This window comes from Chryseolinea lacunae (assembly GCF_016735595.1).
GTDB classification, from domain to species: Bacteria; Bacteroidota; Bacteroidia; order Cytophagales; family Cyclobacteriaceae; genus Chryseolinea; species Chryseolinea lacunae.
The window spans coordinates 54,496-79,173 of the sequence record NZ_JAERRB010000003.1; the positions used below are offsets into that span (position 1 = coordinate 54,496).

At 51.5% G+C, this 24,678-nt stretch carries 19 protein-coding genes; 6 read left to right on the forward strand and 13 right to left on the reverse strand.

What is annotated here, in order from left to right; genetic code table 11:
• Positions 1 to 2: 2 nt before the first annotated feature.
• From JI741_RS09360 to JI741_RS09380, 5 genes are all read right to left on the reverse strand, one after another.
• The gene (locus JI741_RS09360; RefSeq protein WP_236675982.1) at positions 3 to 2,414 is read right to left on the reverse strand and encodes a TonB-dependent receptor; all 2,412 of its coding nucleotides are present in this window, start codon (positions 2,412 to 2,414) and stop codon (positions 3 to 5) included.
• A gap of 148 nt (positions 2,415 to 2,562) precedes the next feature.
• Positions 2,563 to 3,147 (reverse strand): hypothetical protein, encoded by a 585-nt coding sequence (locus JI741_RS09365; RefSeq protein WP_202008810.1) that lies wholly within the window; start codon positions 3,145 to 3,147, stop codon positions 2,563 to 2,565.
• Between the two features lie 5 nt (positions 3,148 to 3,152).
• Positions 3,153 to 3,962, reverse strand: coding sequence for a M28 family metallopeptidase (locus JI741_RS09370; protein ID WP_202008811.1), 810 nt, complete (start codon positions 3,960 to 3,962; stop codon positions 3,153 to 3,155).
• 273 nt (positions 3,963 to 4,235) lie between these two features.
• A complete protein-coding gene (locus tag JI741_RS09375; RefSeq protein ID WP_202008812.1) occupies positions 4,236 to 4,460 on the reverse strand; it encodes a hypothetical protein in 225 nt (74 codons plus the stop codon).
• 122 nt (positions 4,461 to 4,582) lie between these two features.
• A complete protein-coding gene (locus JI741_RS09380; RefSeq protein WP_202008813.1) occupies positions 4,583 to 5,779 on the reverse strand; it encodes an SGBP N-terminal domain-containing protein in 1,197 nt (398 codons plus the stop codon).
• 695 nt (positions 5,780 to 6,474) lie between these two features.
• Here JI741_RS09380 and JI741_RS09385 point away from each other — a divergent pair.
• From JI741_RS09385 to JI741_RS09400, 4 genes are read left to right on the forward strand one after another with little or no spacing between them, the layout of a single operon-like run.
• On the forward strand, positions 6,475 to 10,878 hold the full coding sequence (locus JI741_RS09385; RefSeq protein ID WP_202008814.1) for an HYR domain-containing protein: 4,404 nt from the start codon (positions 6,475 to 6,477) through the stop codon (positions 10,876 to 10,878).
• Position 10,879: 1 nt separating this feature from the next.
• Positions 10,880 to 11,815, forward strand: a complete 936-nt coding sequence (locus JI741_RS09390) for a PorP/SprF family type IX secretion system membrane protein (protein ID WP_202008815.1) — start codon at positions 10,880 to 10,882, stop codon at positions 11,813 to 11,815.
• Positions 11,812 to 13,416, forward strand: coding sequence for a tetratricopeptide repeat protein (locus JI741_RS09395; RefSeq protein ID WP_202008816.1), 1,605 nt, complete (start codon positions 11,812 to 11,814; stop codon positions 13,414 to 13,416). Before JI741_RS09390 ends, JI741_RS09395 begins: the two co-directional genes overlap by 4 nt.
• Positions 13,417 to 13,436: 20 nt before the next feature.
• On the forward strand, positions 13,437 to 15,560 hold the full coding sequence (locus tag JI741_RS09400) for a sensor histidine kinase (RefSeq protein WP_202008817.1): 2,124 nt from the start codon (positions 13,437 to 13,439) through the stop codon (positions 15,558 to 15,560).
• A gap of 3 nt (positions 15,561 to 15,563) precedes the next feature.
• Here JI741_RS09400 and JI741_RS09405 read toward each other — a convergent pair whose 3' ends face one another.
• Together JI741_RS09405 and JI741_RS09410 are read right to left on the reverse strand one after the other, a co-directional pair.
• On the reverse strand, positions 15,564 to 16,211 hold the full coding sequence (locus JI741_RS09405) for a response regulator transcription factor (RefSeq protein ID WP_202008818.1): 648 nt from the start codon (positions 16,209 to 16,211) through the stop codon (positions 15,564 to 15,566).
• Complete coding sequence (locus JI741_RS09410) at positions 16,198 to 18,204, reverse strand: tetratricopeptide repeat-containing sensor histidine kinase (protein ID WP_202008819.1); 2,007 nt, start codon at positions 18,202 to 18,204, stop codon at positions 16,198 to 16,200. Before JI741_RS09410 ends, JI741_RS09405 begins: the two co-directional genes overlap by 14 nt.
• 196 nt (positions 18,205 to 18,400) lie before the next feature.
• Here JI741_RS09410 and JI741_RS09415 point away from each other — a divergent pair, with 196 nt between their 5' ends.
• Positions 18,401 to 18,883, forward strand: coding sequence for a hypothetical protein (locus JI741_RS09415; protein ID WP_202008820.1), 483 nt, complete (start codon positions 18,401 to 18,403; stop codon positions 18,881 to 18,883).
• Between the two features lie 83 nt (positions 18,884 to 18,966).
• On the opposite strand, the gene JI741_RS09420 is transcribed toward JI741_RS09415, so the two are convergent.
• The 5 genes from JI741_RS09420 to JI741_RS09440 form a co-directional block, all read right to left on the reverse strand.
• Positions 18,967 to 19,467 carry a DinB family protein gene (locus tag JI741_RS09420; RefSeq protein ID WP_202008821.1) on the reverse strand — a complete coding sequence of 167 codons (501 nt, stop codon included), beginning with the start codon at positions 19,465 to 19,467 and terminating at the stop codon, positions 18,967 to 18,969.
• Positions 19,468 to 19,580: 113 nt separating this feature from the next.
• A complete protein-coding gene (locus JI741_RS09425) occupies positions 19,581 to 19,781 on the reverse strand; it encodes a hypothetical protein (RefSeq protein WP_202008822.1) in 201 nt (66 codons plus the stop codon).
• Positions 19,778 to 20,251 carry a hypothetical protein gene (locus JI741_RS09430; RefSeq protein ID WP_202008823.1) on the reverse strand — a complete coding sequence of 158 codons (474 nt, stop codon included), beginning with the start codon at positions 20,249 to 20,251 and terminating at the stop codon, positions 19,778 to 19,780. Before JI741_RS09430 ends, JI741_RS09425 begins: the two co-directional genes overlap by 4 nt.
• 61 nt (positions 20,252 to 20,312) lie before the next feature.
• Positions 20,313 to 20,600, reverse strand: a complete 288-nt coding sequence (locus JI741_RS09435) for a winged helix-turn-helix domain-containing protein (protein ID WP_202008824.1) — start codon at positions 20,598 to 20,600, stop codon at positions 20,313 to 20,315.
• Positions 20,597 to 21,175: a hypothetical protein gene (locus tag JI741_RS09440; RefSeq protein WP_202008825.1), complete on the reverse strand. Its 579-nt coding sequence runs from the start codon at positions 21,173 to 21,175 to the stop codon at positions 20,597 to 20,599. Before JI741_RS09440 ends, JI741_RS09435 begins: the two co-directional genes overlap by 4 nt.
• Before the next feature lie 255 nt (positions 21,176 to 21,430).
• Between JI741_RS09440 and JI741_RS09445 the strand changes: the two genes are divergently transcribed.
• The gene (locus JI741_RS09445) at positions 21,431 to 21,901 is read left to right on the forward strand and encodes a hypothetical protein (RefSeq protein WP_202008826.1); all 471 of its coding nucleotides are present in this window, start codon (positions 21,431 to 21,433) and stop codon (positions 21,899 to 21,901) included.
• Positions 21,902 to 22,055: 154 nt separating this feature from the next.
• On the opposite strand, the gene JI741_RS09450 is transcribed toward JI741_RS09445, so the two are convergent.
• Positions 22,056 to 24,656 carry an ABC transporter permease gene (locus tag JI741_RS09450; RefSeq protein WP_202008827.1) on the reverse strand — a complete coding sequence of 867 codons (2,601 nt, stop codon included), beginning with the start codon at positions 24,654 to 24,656 and terminating at the stop codon, positions 22,056 to 22,058.
• Between the last annotated feature and the right edge of the window lie 22 nt (positions 24,657 to 24,678).

Sequence of the window (24,678 nt, forward strand, 5' to 3'; positions counted from 1 at the left end):
ATTTAAAATTTATACACCAGGCTAAGCGTTGCATTGCGCGGCTTTTGTGGATTGATGGTTGAATAGCCGGTGTAGTAATACTTGTTTGTTATGTTGTTCAGGTTGAAGCCGATGCGATACTTGCTGGCGTTGAAAAACACCGAGGCATTGCCCACCACATACTCGGGCAAATAGAATGTGCCTGTCACCTGGCTGTCGAGAATGGCGAGCTGGCTCGAATAGTTTCCACCAATACCAAAACCAAGACCTTCGAGGCTGCCGGCCGTGAGCGTGTAGGTAGCCCACAGGTTCACCTGATTTGCCGGACCGGAATAGATCGGACGACGTCCGGTTTCCAGCCAGATGTTTGCTTCGTCACCTCTCACCACTTTGCTGTCGTTGTGCGAGAAACCGGCCAGCAGGGCCAAACCTTTCACGGGGCTGGCGTTCACATCAAACTCAAAACCTTTGCTGCGCACTTGTCCGCCTTGCAGCGAAGGTGTTGTTGCCGTGCCGCCCGTCACCACGTTGTCGAGCGTAATGTCGTAGTAGCTGATGGTACCATTGAGGCGCTCGGCCAACAGGCTCATCTTCACACCCGCTTCCCATTGGTTGGCATGTTCGGGCTTGAAGGTTTGCGTGATGCTCGGACCTTGACCATAGGTGCGCGAAGCCACGTTTTTGAAACCGTTGAGGTAGTTGGCAAACACCGAAAGGCGGTCGGGCAACACCTGGTAGATCAAACCAAACTTTGGCGACAAAGCCGTTTGTGTCTGGTCGTCTTCTTCTGTCAGGATGTCGCCTTCGTTGTCGAAGTAGTCAACGCGCAACGATGCCTGTGCCAGCAACTGCGGTGTGATGTTGATAACATCCGAGAAATAGGCGCTGTATTGACCATCGCGCGTATTGTTGGCGCTGGGCGTTGTGGTCGACAAAAGTTTGTCGATCGATGAGCGGGTCAGGTAAGTAGGCGCCATTTCGTCGCCAGTGTAGGGATAGATGTAGTTCACATCACCTTGCGCATTCACGTTGTGCACCCACGACCAGCCCGAACCGTTGTCAACCAGGTTGCGACCATAATAGTCTAACCCCACCACCAGGCGGTTGCGCATGTTGCCGATCTTGAAATCGCCGATAAAATTTTGCTGAATGTCGGTCACCAGTGTTTGCGCCTGCATGTTGGTGATCCACAGGGCAAATTCGCGTTTCCCGTTTTCGGTGTCGTAGAGATACGAATAGTAGCCGGTCGATTTTGCCGAACCGCGCGAGATCACGGTCTGTGATGTCCACTGATCGGAAATTTTGTAGGTAGCAATAGCCTGCAGGTTGTAGCGCGGGTTCTTCATCGACAAGTCGTTGCTGGTGAGCGACAGCTTGCGGTTGTAGTTCAGGTCGTCGAGGTTTTTATATTGCAGCGGTGTGTCGCGACCCAGGAACAACATGGCCTGGTTTGTTTTTTCTTCCTGCATAAATTCCGTCACAAACGTGAACGACAACTTTTCGCTTGCCTTATAGGTAAGGGTTGGTGCAATGAAGAACGAATTGCGGAAGCCCGCATCCTGAAAACTATTTTCGGTTTGATAGGCCGTGTTCACACGCAGCAACACGTTGTCGTTGCCAAGCGGCGTGTTGATGTCGGCCGTGATGCGGTTCAGACCAAAGCTGCCGGCGATGTAGCCAACGGAGCCACCAAAACCATGATAAGGCTTTTTTGTAACGGTGTTGATCAAACCACCATACGACACGAGACTGCTGCCAAACAATGTTCCCGAGGGGCCTTTCACCACTTCAATGCGTTCGATGTTCGAAGGATCGAGGCTGCCGTTTGTGAGACCGGGCAAGCCGTTAACAACCGTAGCTTGTGCTTCGAACCCGCGCAGGGCATAGTAGGACGCACCGTCGCCACCGCGACCAGTCGACTCCCAAAGTTTCTGAACACCGGGCACGTTGCGCAGCGCATCGTCAAAATTGGTAACAGCCTGTTGAATCAGGATGTTGTTTGGCACTGAATTGTAGACCTGTGAATTCTCCAGATTTTTGAGTGGCATCTTCGACACATAGGGGCTCTCTGCCGAAAGTCTTCCTTCCGACACCACCACTTCCTGCAGTTCCGACGCGTCTTCGCTCAGCACAAAATCAGCAACGGTTGTTTCGCCCGCGCGAACTTCAACAGTTTGTTTTTGTGTTTCGAGGCCGATAAACGAAGCCACCAGCGTGTAGCTTCCGGGAGCAACGCGGTTGATGGTATACTTGCCATCGGCCCCGGCCGTAGAGCCCTTTGCGCCATTGCCTTCAATGCGAACGCTCACAAACTCTGCGGCTGTTCCGTCCGATGTCTTCACTGTGCCACGCACCGCCCCTGTTGTGGCCGTCTGCTGCGCACTTGCCGTGAGGGCAACGCAGAGCAAAAGGCACCACATGTATAGATATTTCATAATAGTAGTTGGATTTTTGAATTGAACCGCAAAAGTACCAGCAACCCCTGGCTACGTCAATCACCTCACAGAGCGTTTCGGCCTACCCTGTAGAGGGTAGGTGGTATCATGATTTTAGGGGAGGAGATCGGGAGGGCTGGGCCGTTTATTAGGCTCCTTTCTGTTCAGCCACCACAAATTTTGTACAGTCGTTCTTGAATTCGTCATTATGATCAATCAATATGGCTGCCCCTGACCGGCCAATTTGTTTCCTTACCAGATTGAAAGCCTCTTGGCCGCCCATAGGATCACTTCCCATTAAATCGAAAACAATTTTGTCTGTCCAGGAGAAGACAGACAGTAAGGACAGCATCTTTCGTGTTCCACCGGGCAATGTTGAAATGCACGTGTCCGGCCTTAGCCGTTCCGCTTCATAGATTTGTTGTGCAAGGTCACTGGTTGGGTTTGCCGATTTTTTTATATAACGCCCCACCGTGAGTGGATAAAAGAATCTTGTCCAACCTTCTTCGATGATGTGATTTGCAAATTTCAATTTCGCCTGAACGGCCACGGCGTCGTGCTCTTCCGTTCCTGTGAAAAAATCCACCAGCCGAAAAAGTTGTCGGGAAAAATGAAACCCGCTAGGTAGTTGAATCACCACGATAGTGCCTCTTTCCAAGGTAAACGGCGGGATGTAAAGATTGTCTATTTGTATCCCATTCGAAACAAGAACGCTCTCTGAATTAATATCCATCAGACTTACACGTAGAGCGCTTGGGCACAACCCACCAACGTTTTCCAAACGGTCGTGGCGGACATCTCGATAGCTTTTTCGCTGAGGCGGTCGTAGGTGTCGGTTGGTTTGTGATAATGTTCAAAGATGGGTGCGCCCGAAAGAATTTCCGTCAACGTGTCGCCGCTAACATCAAACGCCAGGGCTTTATAGTAGTGTTCGGCCACTTTTTTGTCCTGTTCCGAAATGCAGGTGATCGTGAAAACATCTTCCAGTCCGGCTTTTCGAAAGGGAACGTGATCGGCCATGTTGGTCACAATCTGGTCGAAGCGGGCTGTGGCAATGTCGTCGCGCTGCGCCACGGCTTCAAAAGTCTCGAGTAACTTGCCGACTCGTGTGTTGGTCACAGGCCACAGCGCAAACTGATCGCCCTTGCCCACCAACTCCATGTTCAGCACGCCAAGCAGATCGGCCACACCGTGGGTCTTCACGTAGGCGCCCGACCCTTTCAGCCCGGTTTCTTCCTCATCAAAGAAAAACACACGCAACGGCCACTCCGCCTCCGGGCGACGGATGTGCCGTTCAATGATGGCCAGGCATACAGCAATAGCGGAACCGTTGTCATTGGCCCCTGCCGTGTCAACCACCCTGTCGAAATGAGACGCGATGGCCAATCGTTTTGTTCCCTTCCCCAGGTCAACAATGAGGTTGGTTCCCGTCGCATACGTCTCTTTGCGATAGGGCACATCCAACGATTCGAGGCGATCGATAATGATGTCGAGCCTTTCGTAGTTCATTTTGTTGTCGAGCGATTTGATCAGGTCGAGGTGCGTCATGGAATTTCTGGATTTGATGTCTACAGTCTTACCGGAATGACTTGGGATGGCTTCATTTTTTTATGACCATCACAATGTGGCGAGAATACGGAACTAATCCATGTGTGATCGATTGAAAATTCTCACATTTTTTCAACAGTTCCATTCACCTAAAAAACGTCACAACCACGCAACGCCTGTTAAGACAAAGCAATTTTGTCTATTATATACATGCTGAAAAGAGAACTTAAGTAAAAAAGCCGGAGAATGTCCGGCTTTCTTGTTCGCACGCATTTACAGGGCTTTCCATTTTGATTTCCTGAAGCGTTTCCAATTTTTCTGACAATTGTCAATCTTGGCGTTGGAAGTTTCGCATCCGTGGGGGAAACAATATGAGCATCCCCGTTCGTCACCATATGCGATTCGGGCAACCCGAACATTCGAAATCTTGATCGGCAGATCAACAAGTCCGAATTCATTTACACCAAATGCATCGCGCATCTGTTTTTGTTTTTTCATAAAGAGCTTGATTAGGATTAACCTAATGCAATGCTCCTTTGAGGGTGGGTTTGAGGTTTTTCATCGTTGTTTATAAAAGTATCAATTGATTTTAGCGTCTGCAAATTTCATCATCCAACCTCCTAATCCTCCAGCGTAGTCTGAATAACCAACGTCTGCACTCCAAAAATTCCTTCCACGCGATCATCAACCGGCCAGTAAGAAATTATTCTTGTATCAAAACTGAAGGTGGGCTCGAACACCGCCGTGGTCGAAAACAACCCTGCAATAGGTGAGCGTTTCACCCTAACATTTATTTCTCCCTTCTCTCCCGGAAGAACACCCACAGTGCCGCCGTTGGGGTTGTGTATGGACGTGGTCACAATGTTTGCATCGCCAGGGTAGTTGGGAATGGGATAAATTTTGTCTTTGTATTGCACCGGCGACATGCCCGTGATGGGATGATTGCCCCGGTTTGTCCACGTGGCAATGGCGAAGAAATTCTCTACGGCTATGCCATCGCCCGTTTTCACGTTGGCCGTGGTGATGGGCGAATCAAAACGGATAGGGTCCTTAATGTCTACAATCACATTGTAGTTCTTCGACTTTGTGCCCAGCGAGTTTTCGGCTTGCAGATAGAAGTGTTTGGGATAGCTAAAGTCGATGCTGGTGCCATTTGCAGGATACAAATCGAAACCGCTTCCGGTGGTGTAGAAAAGTTTTGCGGCATCATAGGTCACCGTCGGCGTCAGTTTGCTGAAGTCTGTTCCTTCGGGCACAATCACATAGATGGCGTTTTCAGAATAATTGTCATACTCCATTATTTTCACCGCGTCTATGGTGGCATCAAGGCCGGGGTTCTTACTTTTTTCGAATGCAAAGCCCGTCACTTTTGCGTTCACAAAAAACGGAGCGCCGCCATAAACAACATTCACATCATAGTGAACGACCTTTGTGGGTGAATTCGTAGCCGAAATAGTGTAGCGCACAGCGCCCTTCGAAAAATCCTTTTGCTCGCCCACAAAGGGAGAGACATTATATTTATTGTTGTCGAGATCTGCCTTCTTCAGGCTTAACATCAGGCTGGTTTGCGAACGGGGAATGGTGATTTCAATCTTTCCGGCTTTTGTTTCCACACCGTTCACCACCTCAGGATGCACGATGCTGATGTCGAGGTAAACCACCTCATTTAATGGAAAATCCTTGAGTCTTGCTTCTTCCCAAAAAACATCTGGCGCATTTTCCACGGGATCGTCAGAACTGCAACGGCTGGCCAACACGACAATGCTGGCAAACACACCATACAAAAGAGCAACTTTGAGAGAGGATAATACATTCATGGTATGCTTTATTGAAGATTGTTTCGTTACGGCTTTAAACTTAACCACTTTTATTTAAGCAGCATTACGTAAAACCGAGATCGTTGTTGTAAGAATTCAGGGATAAGTTTTTTTTACTCGCATCGTAGTGTATCCACCGGGTTGGATTTGAATGCCCGCAGCGTCTGCGAAAGGATAGTTCCCACGCCCAACACTACTAACATAATCATCGCATTCACCACACTGTCAAACACCCCGACCTCGATCTGATACTAATTGCTTTGCAAAAATGCTCTGTCAAAAAACAAAATATGTAACGGAATGGCCATGACAGCGCCAACAAACATCAAACCCAAATATGCCTTCGAGCAACACGAGCTGAATTGTGGAAGCCATCGCCTTGCACACGCCGAGTTCCTTTGCGCGGGGTTTCGGCTTAAACTGGGTTGTGGCCTGATATGTCCTTATTTTGAGAAGAAGTACAAAACCACCCCAGAACAACGCTGGACTAGGTTGGGCCGGGCCGCGCCATACCCGAATTGACGCCTTAGCGGGTTTGCCGATACCACAAAAATCGCTACCTTAAACCTTTAATTATTTTTTAACATACACCCTAGTTTCGTCCAACGTGAAGACGATTTTTTTGCTGGGGAATTTGAGTACCAGATACGTGAGAAATGGGTGTTGCCTTTCGCGCAGATACCAGATACATGCATATGCCAACGCTTGACTTTGTGGTAAGGCAAAAAGCCTTTGTCCTGGGGATGTTCCTGATGCTGCTAAGCGCGGGCTATGCCTATGGCCAGAGTTGCAGCTGTCCGCCCATCGCCACGTGTGGCTGCAACGTGGGACTCACAAAACTGAAAGTTCAATTCAACGGCCTGCTCGGACTAACGGTGGATGTGCGCGACGCCGGCGGCAACCTATTCACCGGTCTTGTGTTGCTTCCCGGCAGCACGTTTGAAGTGGAAAGCTCGGCAGGAACCGGTCAGCCCTTTGTTGGCGACCTGGTGACCATCCGAACCACCTTGCTGGTGGTGGCACAAATCAACACGTCGTGCACCACGCCCGTCACCATCGGCACAACGTTTGGAAGCTTCACGGTGATTGACGGCGAAAGCGTAGGAGCAAAACCCATTTGCTGCGACGTAATGGAAACCACACCGCCCGTCATTTCGGGTTGCCCGGCAAACATCAATGTTCCGGCAAATGCAACGAGCTGTGGCGCGATCGTGAATTGGACAGCACCGACCGTGAACGACAATTGCGCCATCGCCAGCTTCAGCAGCAATCACAATCCCGGCGCATTCTTCCCGGTTGGCATCACACCCGTGACCTATACGGCAACCGACAACTATGGAAATGTTGCGACCTGCTCTTTCACGGTAACCGTAACCGACAATGCTATCCCCGTCTTCACGGGCTGCCCGGCCAACATGATTGTGCCCGTCGACGCTGCCACCTGCACCGCCGTGGCAACCTGGGTGGAGCCGACCGTTTCCGACAATTGCAACGCCACACCCTTCGTCGCACGATCGAACAGCCCCGGCGAAACGTTTGCGCTTGGTGTGCACACCATCACCTATGCTGCCGACGACACCAACGGAAATATTGGAATATGCTCGTTCACCGTAACGGTGGTTGATAACACAAAGCCTGTGTTTGCCGGATGTCCATCAGACATCATCGTGCCCGTAACTCCGACCACCTGCAACGCCGTGGTGAACTGGGTTGAGCCGACCGCATCCGACCACTGCGACGCAACACCCACCCTTTCAAAATCAAATAGCCCCGGCGAAACCTTCACGGCCGGTGTGCACACCATCAACTATTTTGCAGTCGACGACAGTGGCAACCAGCAAACCTGCTCGTTCACCATCACGGTGGTCGACGACACCAAACCTGTTTTTGCAGGGTGCCCTTCAAACATGATCGTGCCCGTGAACCCGGCCACCTGTGATGTGGTGGTGAATTGGGTTGAGCCAACTGCGTCAGACAACTGCGATACCACACCCACCCTTTCAAAATCAAATAGCCCCGGCGAAGCCTTTGCCCTTGGCGTGCACACTGTCAACTATTTTGCCGACGACGACAGTGGCAACCGCGAAACCTGCTCATTCACCATCACCGTGATAGACAACACCGCGCCTGTGTTCGCGGCGTGTCCCGGCAACATGATCGTGTCTGTCAATCCGCTCACGTGCGATGCCGTGGTGAACTGGATCGAGCCCACCGCCTCCGACAACTGCGACACAACGCCCACCGTGCTGAAGTCCAACAGTCCGGGCCAAACCTTTACGCTCGGCGTCCACACCGTCAACTACTTTGCTGACGATGACAGTGGCAACCGCGGAACCTGTTCGTTCACCATTACGGTGATCGATGACACCCAGCCCACGTTCACGGGCTGCCCCGCCAACATCGTCGTATCTGCCGATCCCGTAACGTGCAACGCCGTGGTGAACTGGATATCCCCGACAGCAACCGACAACTGCGATGCAACACCAACGCTTAGCAGCACGCACAACCCTGGCGCAACATTCGCACCGGGAGTCTATACCGTGAGCTATTTTGCCGACGACGACAGCGGAAACCGGGGAACTTGTTCGTTCACGGTGACGGTGACAGACGACACCGATCCCGTGTTTGCAAATTGTCCAACCAACCTCGTTGTGCCGGTCAACGCCGCCACCTGCGATGCCGTGGTGAATTGGGTCGAGCCCACCGCCACCGACAACTGCGACGCCACACCCACCATCACGCGATCGAACAGTCCGGGAGAAACATTCGGTCTTGGCAGCCACACCATCACCTACTTTGCCGACGACGACAGTGGCAACCGTGCCACATGCTCATTCACCATAACCATAATCGACACCACCAAGCCCGTGTTCAACAGTTGCCCTGCCAACATCATTGCATCAGTGAATCCGACAACGTGCAATGCTGTGGTGAACTGGACACTGCCAACAGCCGCCGACAAGTGCGACACATCGCCAACCGTCACCAGCATGAACAGTCCGGGCGAAACCTTCGCGCTGGGCATGCACACCATCACCTATGTGGCCACCGACGCCAGCGGCAACCAGGAAAGCTGTTCGTTCACCATCACCGTGATAGACGACACCAACCCCGTGTTCGCGGGTTGCCCAGCCAACATCATTGTGCCCGTGGATGCTGCCACATGCACGGCCGTGGCAACATGGATCGAACCCACAGCAACAGACAACTGCGACACCACGCCTACACTCACACGTTCCAACAACCCCGGCGCAACGTTCGCACTGGGCGCACACACCATCACCTATACCGCCGAAGATGACAGCGGAAACAAAAGCACGTGCTCATTCACCGTAACCGTGATTGACAACACCAGTCCCGTGCTGGCAAACTGCCCTTCCGATTTCACGGTGTCGGTGAACCCGGCCACCTGCAACGCCATTGTGAACTGGACCGCACCAACAGCAACCGACAACTGCGACACCACCCCCACCATCACCAGCTCCAACAACCCAGGCGCCACGCTGGCATTGGGCTCGCACACTATAACGTATTCTGTTGAAGACGACAGCGGAAACAAAAACACATGCTCATTCATCGTGACCGTGATCGACGACACAGCGCCCACGCTCACCGGCTGTCCTGCAAACATTATGGTTTCTTCAGACCTGGCCTTGTGCGGCACGACGGTGACCTGGACACCGCCCACCGTGAGCGATAACTGCACAACGACAACAACCCTAACAAGCAACTTCAATTCCGGAGACTTCTTTCCTCTCGGCACAACCACAGTAACCTATAAGGCGCAAGACGGAGCAGGCAACTTTGCCGCAGAATGTTCCTTCACCGTGACCGTGACCGACAACACGCTGCCCTCCATTGCCGGTTGTCCTTCTGATATTTCTATTACAGCCGATGCAGCTTGTGTGGCCATTGCCACCTGGACCGAGCCCACCACCAGCGACAATTGCGGCGCCACGCTTACAAGCGATCATGCGGCCGGAGAAGTTTTTGCATTGGGGACAACAACAGTGACCTACACCGCCAAAGACAACGCGGGCAATATGGCCACATGCTCGTTCGATGTAATTGTTAAAGACGATACCGATCCCGTGTTTGCAAACTGCCCCGCCAACATTGTTGCTTCGGCCGACCCCACGGCATGCGGTGTGAACGTGAGCTGGAGCAAACCCACAGTCTCCGACAATTGCGCGAACACAATCACGGCTACATCCACACACAACCCCGGCGATTTCTTTGCCGTGGGCACAGCCACCACGGTGACCTACTCGGCAACAGACGGCGCAGGCAACACGGCCACATGCTCATTCACCGTCACCGTAGGCGATGCGGTGACGCCCGTCTTTCAAAATTGCCCCACCAACATTTCAATTCCTTCGGACGCATCGTGTGGCGCCATCGCCAACTGGGCTGCGCCGATTGCTACAGACAATTGTGGCATCGCCAGCGTGAGCAGTTCGCACCAACCGGGCGAGCGATTTGAAATCGGCATCACAGCTGTGGAGTATATAGCCACCGATGTTCACGGCAATGTTTCATTCTGTCGCTTCACGGTGACGGTGAGAAATGAAGACACGCCGTTTGTTACGGGCTGTCCACAGGATGTGCTTGCAAGAGCAGGCGAGTCGGGCGAAACGGAAGTGACGTGGACACCGCCCACAGCCTCCACCCGTTGTGGCGATCTTACGTTTGTGGGTTCGCATCAGCCGGGCGATGTGTTTGCCGTGGGCACAACCAAAGTGAACTATGTTGCCACCAACGACGTGGGCAACAGCGTGACGTGTTCGTTCAACGTTGTTGTCAGGTATAAAGACCTGGCATTCGACGTTACCAAAGTTGTGACGCCCGACGGCGACGGCATCAACGACGAATGGATTGTTAGCAACATCGAAAATTTTAATCGCAACAAAGTGATGATCACAGACCGCTGGGGCAGTGTGATCTTCCAGGCGTCGGGCTACAACAACAGTAACGTGGTGTGGAAGGGCGTGAATGGCGATGGCGCCCAGGTGCCCACGGGAACGTATTATTATTTTATTGAAGTGCATTTCCTGGAACAGCAGCTGAAGAAAAGTGGATTCATCGAATTGGTACGATAGCATGAAAACGAAATCACCATATCGTTTCATAAGACTACTCATGCTCGCAGGCATGCTCGTCGTGTTTGCACCGCAGGCCATGGCGCAGCAAAAAGTGCAGTTCAGTCAATACATGTTCAACACGCTCGTCATCAATCCAGCCTATGCGGGTGCCGACGAGGCTCTCAGCCTCACGCTCATCCATAGAAGTCAATGGAACGGGCTTGAAGGCGCACCCACCACCCAAACACTTTCGGGCCACACACTCTTCAAGAAAAAACATTTTGGCGTGGGCGCTACCATTGTGAACGACAAAATCGGTGTTCATCGAAACCTGAGCATACTCAGTGACTATGCCTATCACCTCCAGGTGGGCAAAACATCATTCCTGTCGATGGGGTTGCAGGCGGGCATTCACAACACGCGAGCCGACTATGCCTCGCTGATGGGCGGCGTCACCAACGACCCGAAACTCAACAGCGCCAGCATATCGCAAACGTTCTTCGACTTTGGGGCGGGCGTTTATTTCCGGAGTTCCCGGCTTCACGTGGGACTGTCGGCACCGGAGTTGGTGCCCGAACGGATTTCATTCAACGACACGGTGAGCGTGCGCCTGAGCCGCACAAATTTTTTCCTGTTTGCAAAATACAGGATAACACAAAACGAAAACATAGACTATGAGCCGTCGCTCCTCTTGAAATACATGCCCGGTCTTCCGCTGTCGTTCGACGTGAACATTAACATGATCTACCGCAAGGTGCTCACGCTGGGGTTGTCGTATCGCAAAAGTGAATCGGTCGACTTTCTTTTCAAGGGGCAAGTTACCCCACAGTTTCAAATCGGCTATGCCTACGACCACGTTATCGGCGACGTGGCCCGCATCAGCAATGGATCGCACGAAATTATGGTGCAGTATCTTTTCAAGTATGTTGAAACAAAAGTGTCGTCGCCCCGATGAGCCTGCGCATCACATCCCTCACCCTGCTGCTGACGGTCGTGCTCTCGACAACCGCGGGGAAGATGGCGCTTGCCCAGCAAACCATTTTCGGTCTCTTCCGAAACGACGTGAGCCTTGGCGACAAGTACTATAAGGAAAAGAATTTTCAAGGCGCCCTGAAGCTCTACCTCAGCGCAGCACGAAAAGACAGCGACATTCAACTGCGCGTGGCGCGATGCTATTATGCGTTGAAAGAATACGACAAGGCTGTGTACTACTACAACAACTATCTGAAAGTGAAACGCTCGCTGCCCTGGAGCGACACGTTCTTCTATGCCGAGGTGCAGGCCGCAAGCGGCAACTACAAAACGGCCATTGACTATTATCAGAAACATCTGATCAACAAGCCCGACGACGAACTGGTTATCCGCAAAGTGTGGCGCCTCAGCAACATTCAATATCTCTACGAAGATTCCATTCACTATGCGGTGCGTCCCATTTCGGTGAACACCGAATATGGAGAGCTGTGTGCCGTGTATTTCAAAAACGAAATCGTGTTCATGTCAAACCGGAAGGAACCTGAGCTGGTAGAAACCGTGAACGCCGCCATCAACGCACCGTTCTACAAGATCTATTCTTCGCGCGTGCTGGCGGGCCAGAGTGCCAACGGCGGACATCAGTATAGCAAGGCCTCGCAATTCAGCAAAGAGTTTGTGTCGCGCTTCAACGCCGGGCCCGTCATTTTTTACGATCACGACCAGAAGATGGCGTTTGTGTCTACCGCGCACGAAGCGGGCAACGGAGGAAAGCGGAGCCTTCAATTATACTTTGCCGAATGGAAGGAGGGCGAATGGAAAGTAACGGAACCCTTCCCCTACAACAGCCGCTATCACTCCATCAGCGATCCCGCCATTAGCGACGATGGCAAGCTCTTGTTTTTTTCTTCCGACATGGGCGGCGGGTTCGGAGGCCGCGATCTCTACCGATCAACACTTGAAGACGGCAAATGGACACAGCCCGTAAACCTCGGCGAAACAGTGAACACACCCTACGACGAATCGTTCCCCTTCCTCCATCAAAACCGTACGCTCTATTTTTCGAGCAACGGGCACGCTGGTTTAGGAGGGCTCGACATATTTCAATCCGCCATCAAAACCGACGGCTATAGCGAACCCCAAAACGCGGGCTACCCCATCAACACCAGCTTCGACGACTTTGGCATGGTGGTGGATTCGCTCGACATGCACGGCTACTTTTCGTCGAACCGAAAAAGTGGTGGCTACAACGACGACATCTATGAATTCGACATGGACCTGCAAAGCTACCCCGTCACCATCGAAGGCGTTGTTAAAATCAAGGAGCACGCCTGGAGCGATTCGTCGTCGGTAACGGCCATGCCGCACGTGCGCATATATTTGGTAGACAACCTGCGCAATACGGTGGTCCACCAAAGCGTTGCCAACAGCAAGGGCGCATTCTCGCTGGTGGTTCCTTACTACAGCGAATATGTGATCCGCGTGGTAGACGACAACAACAAGGAAAACGTTGTTGTGCTTGAAATACCCAAACACCAGAAACAATTGGGTACACATGAAATTGTATTTGTAAAAGACACCTTCTAGTCATGACAATCCGGTGCATTATGAAGCGACCTCTGAAACACAAAACGAACCATCACAACGCCAATCGTCCGGCAAAGAACTTTCGCCGCTGCGCAACATTGCTCGCGGTGCTGCTGCTTTCCGTCACAGCATCAACAGCACAACTGCGGCAATTGGTGCAGGTGAAAACATTCGACGAAAAACTTCAGCCACTAAAGAATGTTGAAGTATCTATCAACAACAAAGAATTTATCTCCACCGGCAACAAAGGCGTGGTGTTTACCGAGCTAACGGAAAGCGACCTGCCGGTGAAAACCATAAAAATCAAAAACGAACAGTTTGAAGCGTCGGCCTGGAACTATAGCAAGAGCATCCTGGAGATTGTGATACGCAAGAAAAACTACCAGGTGGCCATCGTCACGTTTAAAGATCAGAACAACGTTCCGCTGGGCAATCTTCCGGTAACGTTCAAAGGAAAAAAAACAACGCAGGTTTCCACCAATGCCGAGGGCAAGATCGAAATTCCGCTGGCGCTCGACGAGAAACTAAATTCAGCAGATCAGTTCACCGCCAAGGGCTATGATGTTATCAGCTTTCAGGGCGGCGACAAAGAAGGCGTGGTCACGGCAACCCTCGTAAAACCCGTGGTCACACCCACAACAGATCCCGTTGTTGCATCCACTGCTACCAAACCCACAACCCCTCAGAATGCTGTCACCAGCAAAGACTATTTCAAAGACTTCGACATCTCGAAGCTGGACTCCATTCAATCGCTGACGGTTTTCTATGCCATTTTTAAAAATCTTTCCATAAAAACCATGGATGCCGAAACCAAGGCACGGCTCGACGCCAAGTTCAAACAACTGGTGGCCCAATTGCAGGATTCGGTTCGCATGGACAGAGACGCATTCGTCGGCCGGATCTCTGACTCGTCGTTTGTGAGCGAAGACATCAAAAACCTTTTGAAACAAGCCACCATCGAAAACCAAAGTCTGAAAACACAGCGAACTGATTTTGATGAACGAATCCGAATCATCGACCGCAAACTTTCAAAAGGCATCATGAACCTTGACGAAAACACAAGGGCCATGCTCTTCTCGGATCTGATGGCTTTGGAACAACTGTTGAATGAAAACGAAAGCCGCTTCTATAAAAACCTGAGCGACTATCGGCAAATCATCAATGGTCTGAAAGAAAAGTATTTCGATTTCCGGAAGCTCGAAACCAAACTCTCCGAAAGTGAGGCCCGCCGTTTGGAAGAACAGCGCACATTCCGCCGGCAACTCATCGGCATCTCTGTGGTGGTGGTGGCCTTTGCCATCCTCATTGTGTTGCTCATCACCTTCAGCACGCGCTTGCGCAAACAAAAGAAAGAGCTGATCGTGGCCAACGCCGAAGTGAAACGCATCAACGAAAACCTCGAACTCATCGTGCAGGACCGCACGCGTTCGCTGGCCGAATCGAACCGCGAGCTCGACACATTCCTCTATCGCGCCTCTCACGATTTGCGTTCACCCGTGTGTTCCATCATCGGCCTGTGCAACATCGCCATCCACCTTTCTAACGGCGAACCAAAAGAATTGGTAGAGCGCGTGGTCAACACCACAGAGGGCATGGACAAGCTGCTGAAAAAACTCAGCATCATCAGTGAGATCAATCAGCCCACGGGCTATTCCTCCATCACACTAACCGACATTGTTGAAGACGTTCAATACAAATTCAGAAACCTGATTGCCGAAAAGCATGTACAGTTTCTGGTGGACTGCCCGGCCGACATCGTTTTTCAATCCTATCCGAACCTGATTGAGGTGGTGATTACCAACCTCGTTGAAAACGCACTCATCTTCAGCCTCATGCGCGACGGCCAGCAGGCACGCGTAGAATTTAAAGCCGCTGTGAAAGACGACCAACTGGAATTCATGGTGCGCGACAACGGCATCGGGCTGGACGATATGATCAGGCCGCGTCTGTTCGACATGTTCTTTAAAGGTCATCCCGACTCAAAGGGCAACGGGCTGGGTCTTTACATTGTTCAAAAATCTGTGCAGGCACTGGAAGGCAGCATCGTGGTGAAATCGGAACGCGATGTGTTTACGGAATTCGTGGTTCGTCTTCCGCTGAAGACTGTGCCGGTAAGCGAAAAATGGAAAGCAGAGGTGGCTTAGTGGCTACAACAACCGAAGCTCCGTAGCGATCTTAATCAGGCCCACAACATTTTTTGCCCCAAACTTCTGCATCAGGTTTCTACGATGGGTTTCTATGGTGAAGGGACTCACCATGAGCTCTTCAGAAATTTCGGTGCTCGTTTTTTCATCGGCAATCATACGCAACACTTGCTTCTCGCGCTTGGTGAGCGGCGGGATCGGCTTAAGCTGGTTGGCCGACGGCTTTGCTATGATTTGTTTGATCTGATCGCTAAAGGAAATTTGTCCCTGCAACGCCTCGGTGATGCACTGAATGATCTCAGCTGCCGTGGCGTTCTTTAACAAGTATCCACTCGCCCCCTGCGAAAGCAATTGCAGCACAAGACTTCGGTCGCTGTGGTTGCTGAATCCGAGCACCACCGTGCCGGGCGACAATCGTTTTATTTCCGCACACAGCTCCACACCGTTGGCATCGGGCAGCGTGATGTCGAGCAGCACCACATCAAGGGTTTGCTTGTTGCTGGCCAGGTATCGCAAAAATCCGGCGCCGGTGTGGTGCTCCACTATTTCCTGAACCGGCAAATCGCGGCTCAATATTTTTCGAAGGCCTTCAATAACGATCGGGTGATCCTCAACAATGGCGATAACGATGGGGCGACTATGCGGTGACATCGAACTCTATATTAATGGTGGTGCCTTCTTCTGCCGACGAGGCTATCTCTATTTTTCCGTTCAGGTATTCCACGCGCTTCCGCACGTTGGTCAACCCAATGCCGTTTCCCTGTGGCATGTCGCGCACGTCGAATCCTTTTCCGTTGTCTTCCAACGTAATAAAAAACATGTTCTCGTTTTGACTGCATTGCACCAAAATCTCCGACGCCTCTGCATGACGCAACGCATTTGTCAACAATTCCTGCACGATGCGATACACATTCACCTGCGTGTCTTGCGGAATGGTGGTGTTTATTCCAAACGCCTGAAACTCCACCGGTGTGGTGTCGGAACTCACGGAGTCACACATGTCTTTCAGCGCAGGTTCAAGACCAAGTTGCAGCAATGCCTCGGGCATCATGTTGCGCGCAATACGCCGCAGCTCGTTTGATGACACATCCAGCTGATCGATCACCCTCAACAGATCGTGATCGATGGCCGAGTTGATGCTGACAAGTTGCGACAAACTTATTTTCACACCAGCCAGCCGGCTGCCCAAACCGTCGTGAAGGTCTATGGCCAGTCGCTTGCGTTCCTTTTCTTCGCCCTGCATCAAGGCCCTCGTCACTTGAATCTGTTGCTTTTGTTCGGCCTCCTTTAGTTGTTGCTGATAGTGCATTTCCTTTTGCGCCGACAGCTTTTTGCTGTTTCGATAGAGCACAAAGGCAAACACGAACGTTACCGACAGAAACAAACTAAACGCGCCCAGCAGACCGTTGGCAAGTTTTGTGTTGCGCGACTCCAGCTCCGTTTTTTCCTTCTCGGCATGAAGCACGGCAATTTTTTTCTGACTCTCTGCGTCTTTGTATTTCTTCTCCAGCTCCACAATGTCGTTCTGAAATTCGCTTGCATACAAACTGTCGCTCAGGTCAATATATTTCTCTGCCCAGCGAAACGCCTCACGGGTGTCGCCCAGGTTAGCGTAGGTTGTGTACATCTCCTGGTAATAGATGCGTTTGTCGGTGGTGAACACCAGCGGGCTCTTCAGCAAATCGCTGAGCACGGCCGCGGCCTTGCGATAGTCTTTTTGGTGCGACAGGGTTTTATATTTCACAAACAGAAGCCTGTTCAACGAACGCTCTGCACCCAACGCTTTGGCCATGGCAATGCCGGCGTCAAAACTTCGGTTGGCCAGTGCATAATTTCCCCGCTTGTCGAAGTAGGACCCTTCGGCAAAATAGTAGATCAGATACAGGTTGGAAGTTGGATGCGGTTCCAGAAAATGAGCTGCTTTGTCGAGGTCGATTTTTGCCGAGTCATATTCCTGGAGAAACAAATAGTTTTCGCCGGCAATGATGTAGGTCTCCACCCGCTCCACAACATTCACGGGATTGTCCGTTGGTGCCTTCTCGAGGGCAGCGATGGATTGTTTCAGATAAGAAGCCGCCTTCTCGCGTTGGTTGGCGTTCATAAAAACAATGGCGATAGACTTGTGTGTCTTTGCCAGCACCATGGCGTCGCCGGAGCGCAGCGCAAAAGTTGCAGCTTTGTTTGTGAACGCATCCATGGCCTCCGCTTCGCTGCCTTTAATTTGCTGAAGGGTGCCAAGGCTGTTCCACAACATCGCCCGCAGCTTGTCGGCCTCGGGTTGCGAAAAAGGTGTCAACAAAGAATCTGCGCGACGCAAGTCCTTTTCAAGGGCCACCATGTCGTTGGCTTTGTATTCGATCATGGTTTTATAATACGCGGTAGCGGCATTCAGAAAAGCCGAACCCTTGCCTAGTTCTGTCGCCTGTAGCAGATATTTTTGAGCCTGGCCCACGGCATTGGCGCGTTTGTAGTGAAGCGCAATTTTCAGATAGCCATAGGCACGCGCGCTATCGCTGGCGGACTCAGCTTCTTTTTTCAAGCGCTGCACATAAGTAGAGTCTTCGCCCAGCGAATAGATTACCTGGGCCGTGGCACAAACACTCAGCATCACCCCCAGCATGGCCACACACAGTTTACGCATCATAGAGTAGAGAAGTCGAATCAACAAAGACCCGGTGATAAGAAGCAAAATTTTACGCATAAAACTAAAAACACCAGGACAAAACTCAGGCATCCGCTCAGAATCTAATGGAAAACCAGTAGAAAAAAACCATCGGTTCACGTTATTGACGGCCGTTTTGAGGGGGGATACTTTTGCATACAAACTAAAAATAATCCCTATGAAACGTGCAGCATCGATAGTCTTCCTCAGTCTTTTGTCTACGCTATTTTTCACATGCAGCAGCAACAACGATGACCCTACGCCAATAGCCGACGCAACCCTTGGCACCTTTGCCGGCAACATCCAGGTGTCGGACGATCCGCACACAAAAGTGGGCTATGTCTACAACGCAAAAGTGACCGTGATACGCTCCGGTTCCACCGGCACCGTGAAGATTGTGGGCGATGCAGGATTTAGCCGCGAATACACCGGCACACTCACCACGCAAGTAGCCGGCATGTACGACATCGCCATCAGCAAACAAACCAAGCCCCAGGAAAAAGTAGCCGGCGAACACGTTCTGATCATGAACAATAAACTCACCATCACCCTCGACGTTGCCAACGACGCCGTGACCGTGCGCGAAAATCCCACTGCCACACAAACCATCCAGATCACCGGCAAGTTGCAGATGATTGGAACGGACATGTTGCTGGAGTAGCACCGCGTATCGTCACAATTTCCAGAAACAAAAAAAGAGGTTGCAGCGTGCTGCAACCTCTTCTCTTATACCGCTTTTTTTGATCATGCATGACGATCCCAGAATGGCGGCGGCTCAATGCCGAGGCCGCGCAGGTAAACATAGCCCTGGCCGCGGTGGTGAATTTCGTTGTCGAAGAAATACATGATCAGCCAATATACTTTGCCTTCCCACTGGCCAAAGGCTTTATCGGTTTCCTGAAAACGTTCGGGTGTGATTTGCGGCCAATAGGAGTTGATCTGCTCCGTCACACTGTCCCACAAATCGAGCAATTCCTTTTTGGTGGTGGCTTTAAATTTTTTCTCCGACTCGGCATACGGAATCCATTCGCCCGTCGCCAGGCCTTTCACGCCCTCGCCGCCCATGCCAATCATCTCCAACACCAACGCCGAAAACGGACGCATGCCGCCAATGGAATAGGTAAACAGTTTATCGTCCGGAAACACTTCAATCAACCGGCGGGTGAGGCCGCGATGACCTTGCCAGTGGGCCAGAAAAGTTTCAGGTGACATGAAGGTTGCTTGTGTTTTTTCGGTGGTTCCCATGGGTATTTGAGTTTTTGTTTTAATTATAGAACAAAGAAACTTCCCCGGGGTGACAGCCCTATGTCAGCATGAAAAATAAAATCGAGATTCTTTTCATATTTCTTTCAGTTCCGTCATTTTCTAAAGAGCCGCTTGGCCCAATGCCCCTTCCACAGCCACAAACCCGACAACACAATCACCGGCAAAAACACCCACCGCACCATCCACGTGGCCTGTTCTATTTCGGCCACCGGGCCATACACATAGCCAACAATGGGAATGCTGAGCACAAGGTGCACCCAGCGAATGACGATTCGTTCCGTTGCCGCTTTCATTGGCTCACCACACGAGTCGACGATCTTGAAATGGCCACCATCAGCAGCACCACGCTGGCCAAGCCCATCATGGGGCGATGCCACGACAGGGCTATCCACCGCGACGTTTGTCGCGCAAATTCCTGCACGTCGGCAATGTCTTCAAAAGCGAAGAGCTGTTTTGCGAAGAAGATGCTCACGATAGAAATGTAGAGATACGAAATCGAAACCATGAGCACCAGCCGCTTCCGGTTCGGATCTTTCCAGTTGAAAATCAGCGACAGAATCAATGTGATCAAAATCAGGGCATGCAGGGGAATCCAGAATCGCGTGGGCTGGCCCTGATTGCTGTTGATAACATTGTGAAGCGCATCGGGCGAGCTCAGCATGGCCGGGATGGCAAACATGTGTTCATAGAGACCTGTGCCGTTTCCAATGGCAAGAAACAACGCACAGGCAATCAACAAGGGTGTTGCAAGTTTTGCTTTCATAGTTATTCTGTTTTTTGTTTGATGTTTTGGTTTGTGTCGCAAACCAAATGGTTAAAAAAATTTAGAGATGCAAATAATCCTTTATAGCCTCCACATAGTTCTCGAACGCCTTGCGCCCTTTGGGAGTGAGTTTACAAAGCGTTTGGGGGTAGTTGCCTTTCACGGTCTTTTCGATATCAACATATCCTTCGTCGTTGAGGCGTTTCAGTTGATGGCTCATGTTGCCCTGTGTGGTTTTGGTCACTTCCATCAGGTAGCTAAAATCTGCCTGCTTCAGTTTCACCAGCACCGACACAATGGCCAAACGCACCGGCGTGTTCAGCACCGGGTCAAGTTCGTGAAATGTCATAGCCGGGGTTTAGCATGTTTAAGCAGATAGCCCGGCACCAGATAGCCCGCCACAATGGCGATGCCATGCACCAGCGCTTTGTCCACATCGGGCACCAGGGCGCACACCACCGAGGCCAGCAGAAAAATGGCGCCGCCAACCTGCACGGGCCTGAAGCGCATCACCAGCCCCGTGGCCAACGTGCCAATGCCCGCAACGATGAGGGTATACGTGAACGGCGGTATGTTTTGAAAAACGCTGACCAGCACCACACACACAAACCCAATGCCCAGCACAAGCCAAAGCTTCTTGATGAAATAGTTGAGGTAGGTTTCGGGCACCGTGCGCTGCATGCGTTTATAATAGAACAGGGTGGTGACCACACCGATGACGCCCGCTGCCGGAAGGGGATAGAAAAAATGATCGGCGCCGCTAACAACTTCCACAGCATAGCGCAACAGACTGGCACCGGCAATGAGCCATCCCCAAAGCATGAACACAAAACTGTGGTGATTGATGTTGTCCGTGGTTTTGTTGATCACGTCGCGGATGAGCGCCAGGCTGTCCTGCGGGGTTAGTGTTTGTTCCTGTTCCATGGTTTCACAGCATTTAGTTTGAATATACGGATTAAAATAAACTTAGTTTGCCCCACAAACCAAATTATCAAAAAAAGGCCTTTGTCGAGGCAAAAATGAATTATCAGACCCGTTTTTTTATGTTTTTGGCAGGAAAGCAAATGCAGGCGCGCACGCGTTCCACTGTATGGGTCGGCAATCGGGTGTAGAATATTTTGAATCTTTATGGAATTTTTAAAATTCCGCATCCTAGGGACTGTACAACATCAAATTGTTATGAAAGCAAAACTTGTTTCCTTGTTCCTGATTGTCGCCAGCGTTCACGCCACCGCCCAGCTCAACGACGATTTTACGATGCCAAAAATCTGGGCCAACGATTTCACGATCGTGCTTTCGTTTGGTGGCAGCATGGATGGCAGCAGCACGTTGCTCACCTTCACACACGACACCTGCACCTATGTGAAGAAGATTGGCATGAAGGCCCCGAAAACAACAAAACACTTACTTCTGGAAGCCGACCGCACAGTGATCCTGAAAAAACTGGAAGAACTAAAGGTCGCCAACATCCATTCTGAGATGAGCATCGCTCCGGTTAACGACGGCTGGTCGACCTCGATGTGTTTTGGCTCACACTGCGTGAGCGGAGGAACGTCGACAGAAATGAGTGCGCACGACAAAGATGTGTATGCCGAGGCCTTTAACTTTTTGGAACTATTTGCCATACAAAAGGGCCGACAAAAAAAATAGCGCAGGATGCCTCTATCACTTCGGTTCAAAAATTCGGGTGTTCTGGTCGTAGATCAACTGTCACCCGTTGCTCGACTTTTCAAAAATCAACACCAGGTAGTTGTTCGTCGTCGACGCAATGGTTCCAGCAGAATCTTTTGTGGTGTAGGATTCGCTATTCCACTTTCAACCCATCCACGGGGCTCGCCTTCAAAACCTTTCTAACCTGCGACGACACCACCGCCACCAACACCCCCACCAAAAGCAACATCGCCAACAAAATGGCCGACAGCGAAATTGGCATCGGGTCGGGATACATGGAAGCGAACAGGGCCTTGATAAGCACATAGCTCACCGGCGCACCCAAAGCCAGCGACACCACCGTGAGCACTACATACTGCTTGCCCACACTGGCCGCAACGTTTCTGGCATTCGCGCCCAGCACCTTGCGAATGCTGAACTCGCGCGTGCGGCCCGACACGTTGAGGGTGACCAATCCATACAACCCCAGGGCTACCAACAAAATGGCAATGCCCGCCACCGGGCGACCAAAGCGCGCCTGAATATCAACACTGTCGAAGTACCACGTGAACAACTCTTCCTGACGGCCGCCGTCAAAAGGTGTTTCAGGAAAAAGCGCAGTCCAGTGGGCTTTTAGTGTGGCATAGGTTTCTTGCTCGGCACCGGGCTTTGCGCGCAGTGTGAGGTAGCGATATTGATCTTCGGTGGCCATGGTGAAAACCGTGGGAACCACGGGCTCATAGAAACTATCGGCATGAAAGTCTTTCACCACGCCAATCACTTCATAGCGCGCGCCGTCCATCTCAAACACCTGGCCCACGGCATTGGCCACGGCCATATTTTTTGCAAAGAGCTGGTTCACCACGATGCGCTGATGGTCGCCTTGCTGGTGATCATTAAACACGCGGCCTGCCACACGCTCAATGCCCATCGTTTCAAAATAGGATGCGTCTACCGAAAGCCGCTGCACTTCATATTGTTTGCCCGGTGCTATTGCCACAGCGCTGGCCATATCTTTGCCCAAATGATGACGCGAGGCCGACACCGACAACACGTTGGGATCTTGCAACAGCTTTGCTTCCAGCTTGCCAAACGCCGCGGCGTCGGGCACCGACACATAGAGCGCGTCGCGTTGATTGTAGCCCCAGCTCAACGCCGCCTGGTAGCCGATGTTCTGCGTGAACGTGATCGCCCCCACAATGAACACACAGGCCAGCACCAATTGAAAACTGAGAAATAGTTTGGTGAGTGGATTTTTCTTTCCAAACTGCACCGACCCTTTAAAGATGGTGGCCGCTTCGAAACGACTGATGTAAAACGCAGGATACAATCCCGATGCCACGCCCGTCACCAACAACACGGCCAGCAAAAACAACCACAGGTTTCCATTCACCAAACTCACGTCAACCTGGCGATGCGTGACGCCCGTGAACCACGGCGCAAAAACAAACACACCCAACACCAACCCCACCAGCATGGCAAAAAATGTGATCACGATATTTTCCGACAGAAATTGCACCACCACCCGAAGCCGGTTGGCACCAATCACCTTGCGCACACCAATTTCTTTAAGTCTCCGCGCCGCTGACACAATGGCGATGTTGATGTAGTTGAAACACGCCAACCCCAGCATGAACACACCAATGATCGACAGCGCCACAAACGAGGTCACCGGTGCGTCAACGGAAATGTCGTCGCGAATGTCGGCCGATTGCTCATGCAAATCCGCCAGCGGCACAAAGGCAAACCTTGCAATGGGCCGGTCTTTGAGGGCTTCGTTTTGCAGGCGCTTATATTTTTCCATGCCGTGCGCAATGGTGGCCACTTGTGCGCGATCGCTCACCTGTACAAACGTGGCATTCACAAATGCCTTCCAGTCGCTGGCGTTGTAGGTGGAATCTGCTACGCGCATATTCTGGTCGTTGATCAGAAAGTCGAAGCCAATGGCGTGCGCCCGTGGAAACTTTTGTGCTACGCCCGTCACCATAAAAGCCTTGCTGTTGGTTTCATCAAACTTCACGAGGATGTCCTGCCCAAGAGGATTTTCGTCACCAAAATATTTGATGGCCATTTCCTCGCTGAGAATAATGCTGTTCACATCGGCCAGCGAGCCGGCCGTGCCCCACTTGAGCGGGAAGGTGAACATATTTAGAAACTGCGCATTGGTGTAGCGCACGCGTTCGTGAAAAGTGTTCGCGCCGTGTTTCACTACCACGCCGCCGTCTTGCACGGTGCACATGTTGCGGACGTTGGCAAAGTCGGCCTTCATCATTTCGCCCAACGGCCGGGGTGTGCGCCCATACTGATGCGTGGCCCCGTCGATGTCGCCAAAGAATGTGACGAGATACACGTCGTCTTTGTTGACGTGAAACCGATCGATGCTGCGGTCATATTCCACCACAGCAAACACCACCAGGCAAATGCCGATGGCCACCGACAACCCAAACACATTGATGAACGACGTGAGCGGGTTGCGTCCCAAACTTCTGAACGATGTCTTAAAGTAGTTTCTGAACATAGCATACTGATTTAGCGGTGGTAGTATCCTGAAATGTTTCAACAACACGGGCCTCAAAAGTCCCAGCATGTCGAGCGCATAGACACGCTTCGCCCGGCGAGCACCGATGCTTTCTATATTATCCTGGAAGATCTCTTCCATGTCGCCTTCAATTTCTTCGAGGTATTCTTTTTTCAAAAAGAACCGGAGAAACCGAAGCACCCATCCTGGCGGAGCAATTTCATTTTGTGGCATCATAGATCTTGCACCTGTTCGCGCC

What these genes read in the sequence shown, in the direction of transcription:
- JI741_RS09395 (WP_202008816.1), top strand. Translation starts at nt 11,812, where the DNA reads ATGAGCCTGCGCATCACATCCCTCACCCTGCTGCTGACGGTCGTGCTC.
- JI741_RS09430 (WP_202008823.1), bottom strand. Translation starts at nt 20,251, where the DNA reads ATGAAAGCAAAACTTGCAACACCCTTGTTGATTGCCTGTGCGTTGTTT.
- JI741_RS09360 (WP_236675982.1), bottom strand. Translation starts at nt 2,414, where the DNA reads ATGAAATATCTATACATGTGGTGCCTTTTGCTCTGCGTTGCCCTCACG.
- JI741_RS09450 (WP_202008827.1), bottom strand. Translation starts at nt 24,656, where the DNA reads ATGATGCCACAAAATGAAATTGCTCCGCCAGGATGGGTGCTTCGGTTT.
- JI741_RS09420 (WP_202008821.1), bottom strand. Translation starts at nt 19,467, where the DNA reads ATGGGAACCACCGAAAAAACACAAGCAACCTTCATGTCACCTGAAACT.
- JI741_RS09385 (WP_202008814.1), top strand. Translation starts at nt 6,475, where the DNA reads ATGCCAACGCTTGACTTTGTGGTAAGGCAAAAAGCCTTTGTCCTGGGG.
- JI741_RS09415 (WP_202008820.1), top strand. Translation starts at nt 18,401, where the DNA reads ATGAAACGTGCAGCATCGATAGTCTTCCTCAGTCTTTTGTCTACGCTA.
- JI741_RS09375 (WP_202008812.1), bottom strand. Translation starts at nt 4,460, where the DNA reads ATGAAAAAACAAAAACAGATGCGCGATGCATTTGGTGTAAATGAATTC.
- JI741_RS09380 (WP_202008813.1), bottom strand. Translation starts at nt 5,779, where the DNA reads ATGAATGTATTATCCTCTCTCAAAGTTGCTCTTTTGTATGGTGTGTTT.
- JI741_RS09370 (WP_202008811.1), bottom strand. Translation starts at nt 3,962, where the DNA reads ATGACGCACCTCGACCTGATCAAATCGCTCGACAACAAAATGAACTAC.
- JI741_RS09390 (WP_202008815.1), top strand. Translation starts at nt 10,880, where the DNA reads ATGAAAACGAAATCACCATATCGTTTCATAAGACTACTCATGCTCGCA.
- JI741_RS09435 (WP_202008824.1), bottom strand. Translation starts at nt 20,600, where the DNA reads ATGACATTTCACGAACTTGACCCGGTGCTGAACACGCCGGTGCGTTTG.
- JI741_RS09365 (WP_202008810.1), bottom strand. Translation starts at nt 3,147, where the DNA reads ATGGATATTAATTCAGAGAGCGTTCTTGTTTCGAATGGGATACAAATA.
- JI741_RS09440 (WP_202008825.1), bottom strand. Translation starts at nt 21,175, where the DNA reads ATGGAACAGGAACAAACACTAACCCCGCAGGACAGCCTGGCGCTCATC.
- JI741_RS09425 (WP_202008822.1), bottom strand. Translation starts at nt 19,781, where the DNA reads ATGAAAGCGGCAACGGAACGAATCGTCATTCGCTGGGTGCACCTTGTG.
- JI741_RS09410 (WP_202008819.1), bottom strand. Translation starts at nt 18,204, where the DNA reads ATGATGCGTAAACTGTGTGTGGCCATGCTGGGGGTGATGCTGAGTGTT.
- JI741_RS09445 (WP_202008826.1), top strand. Translation starts at nt 21,431, where the DNA reads ATGAAAGCAAAACTTGTTTCCTTGTTCCTGATTGTCGCCAGCGTTCAC.
- JI741_RS09400 (WP_202008817.1), top strand. Translation starts at nt 13,437, where the DNA reads ATGAAGCGACCTCTGAAACACAAAACGAACCATCACAACGCCAATCGT.
- JI741_RS09405 (WP_202008818.1), bottom strand. Translation starts at nt 16,211, where the DNA reads ATGTCACCGCATAGTCGCCCCATCGTTATCGCCATTGTTGAGGATCAC.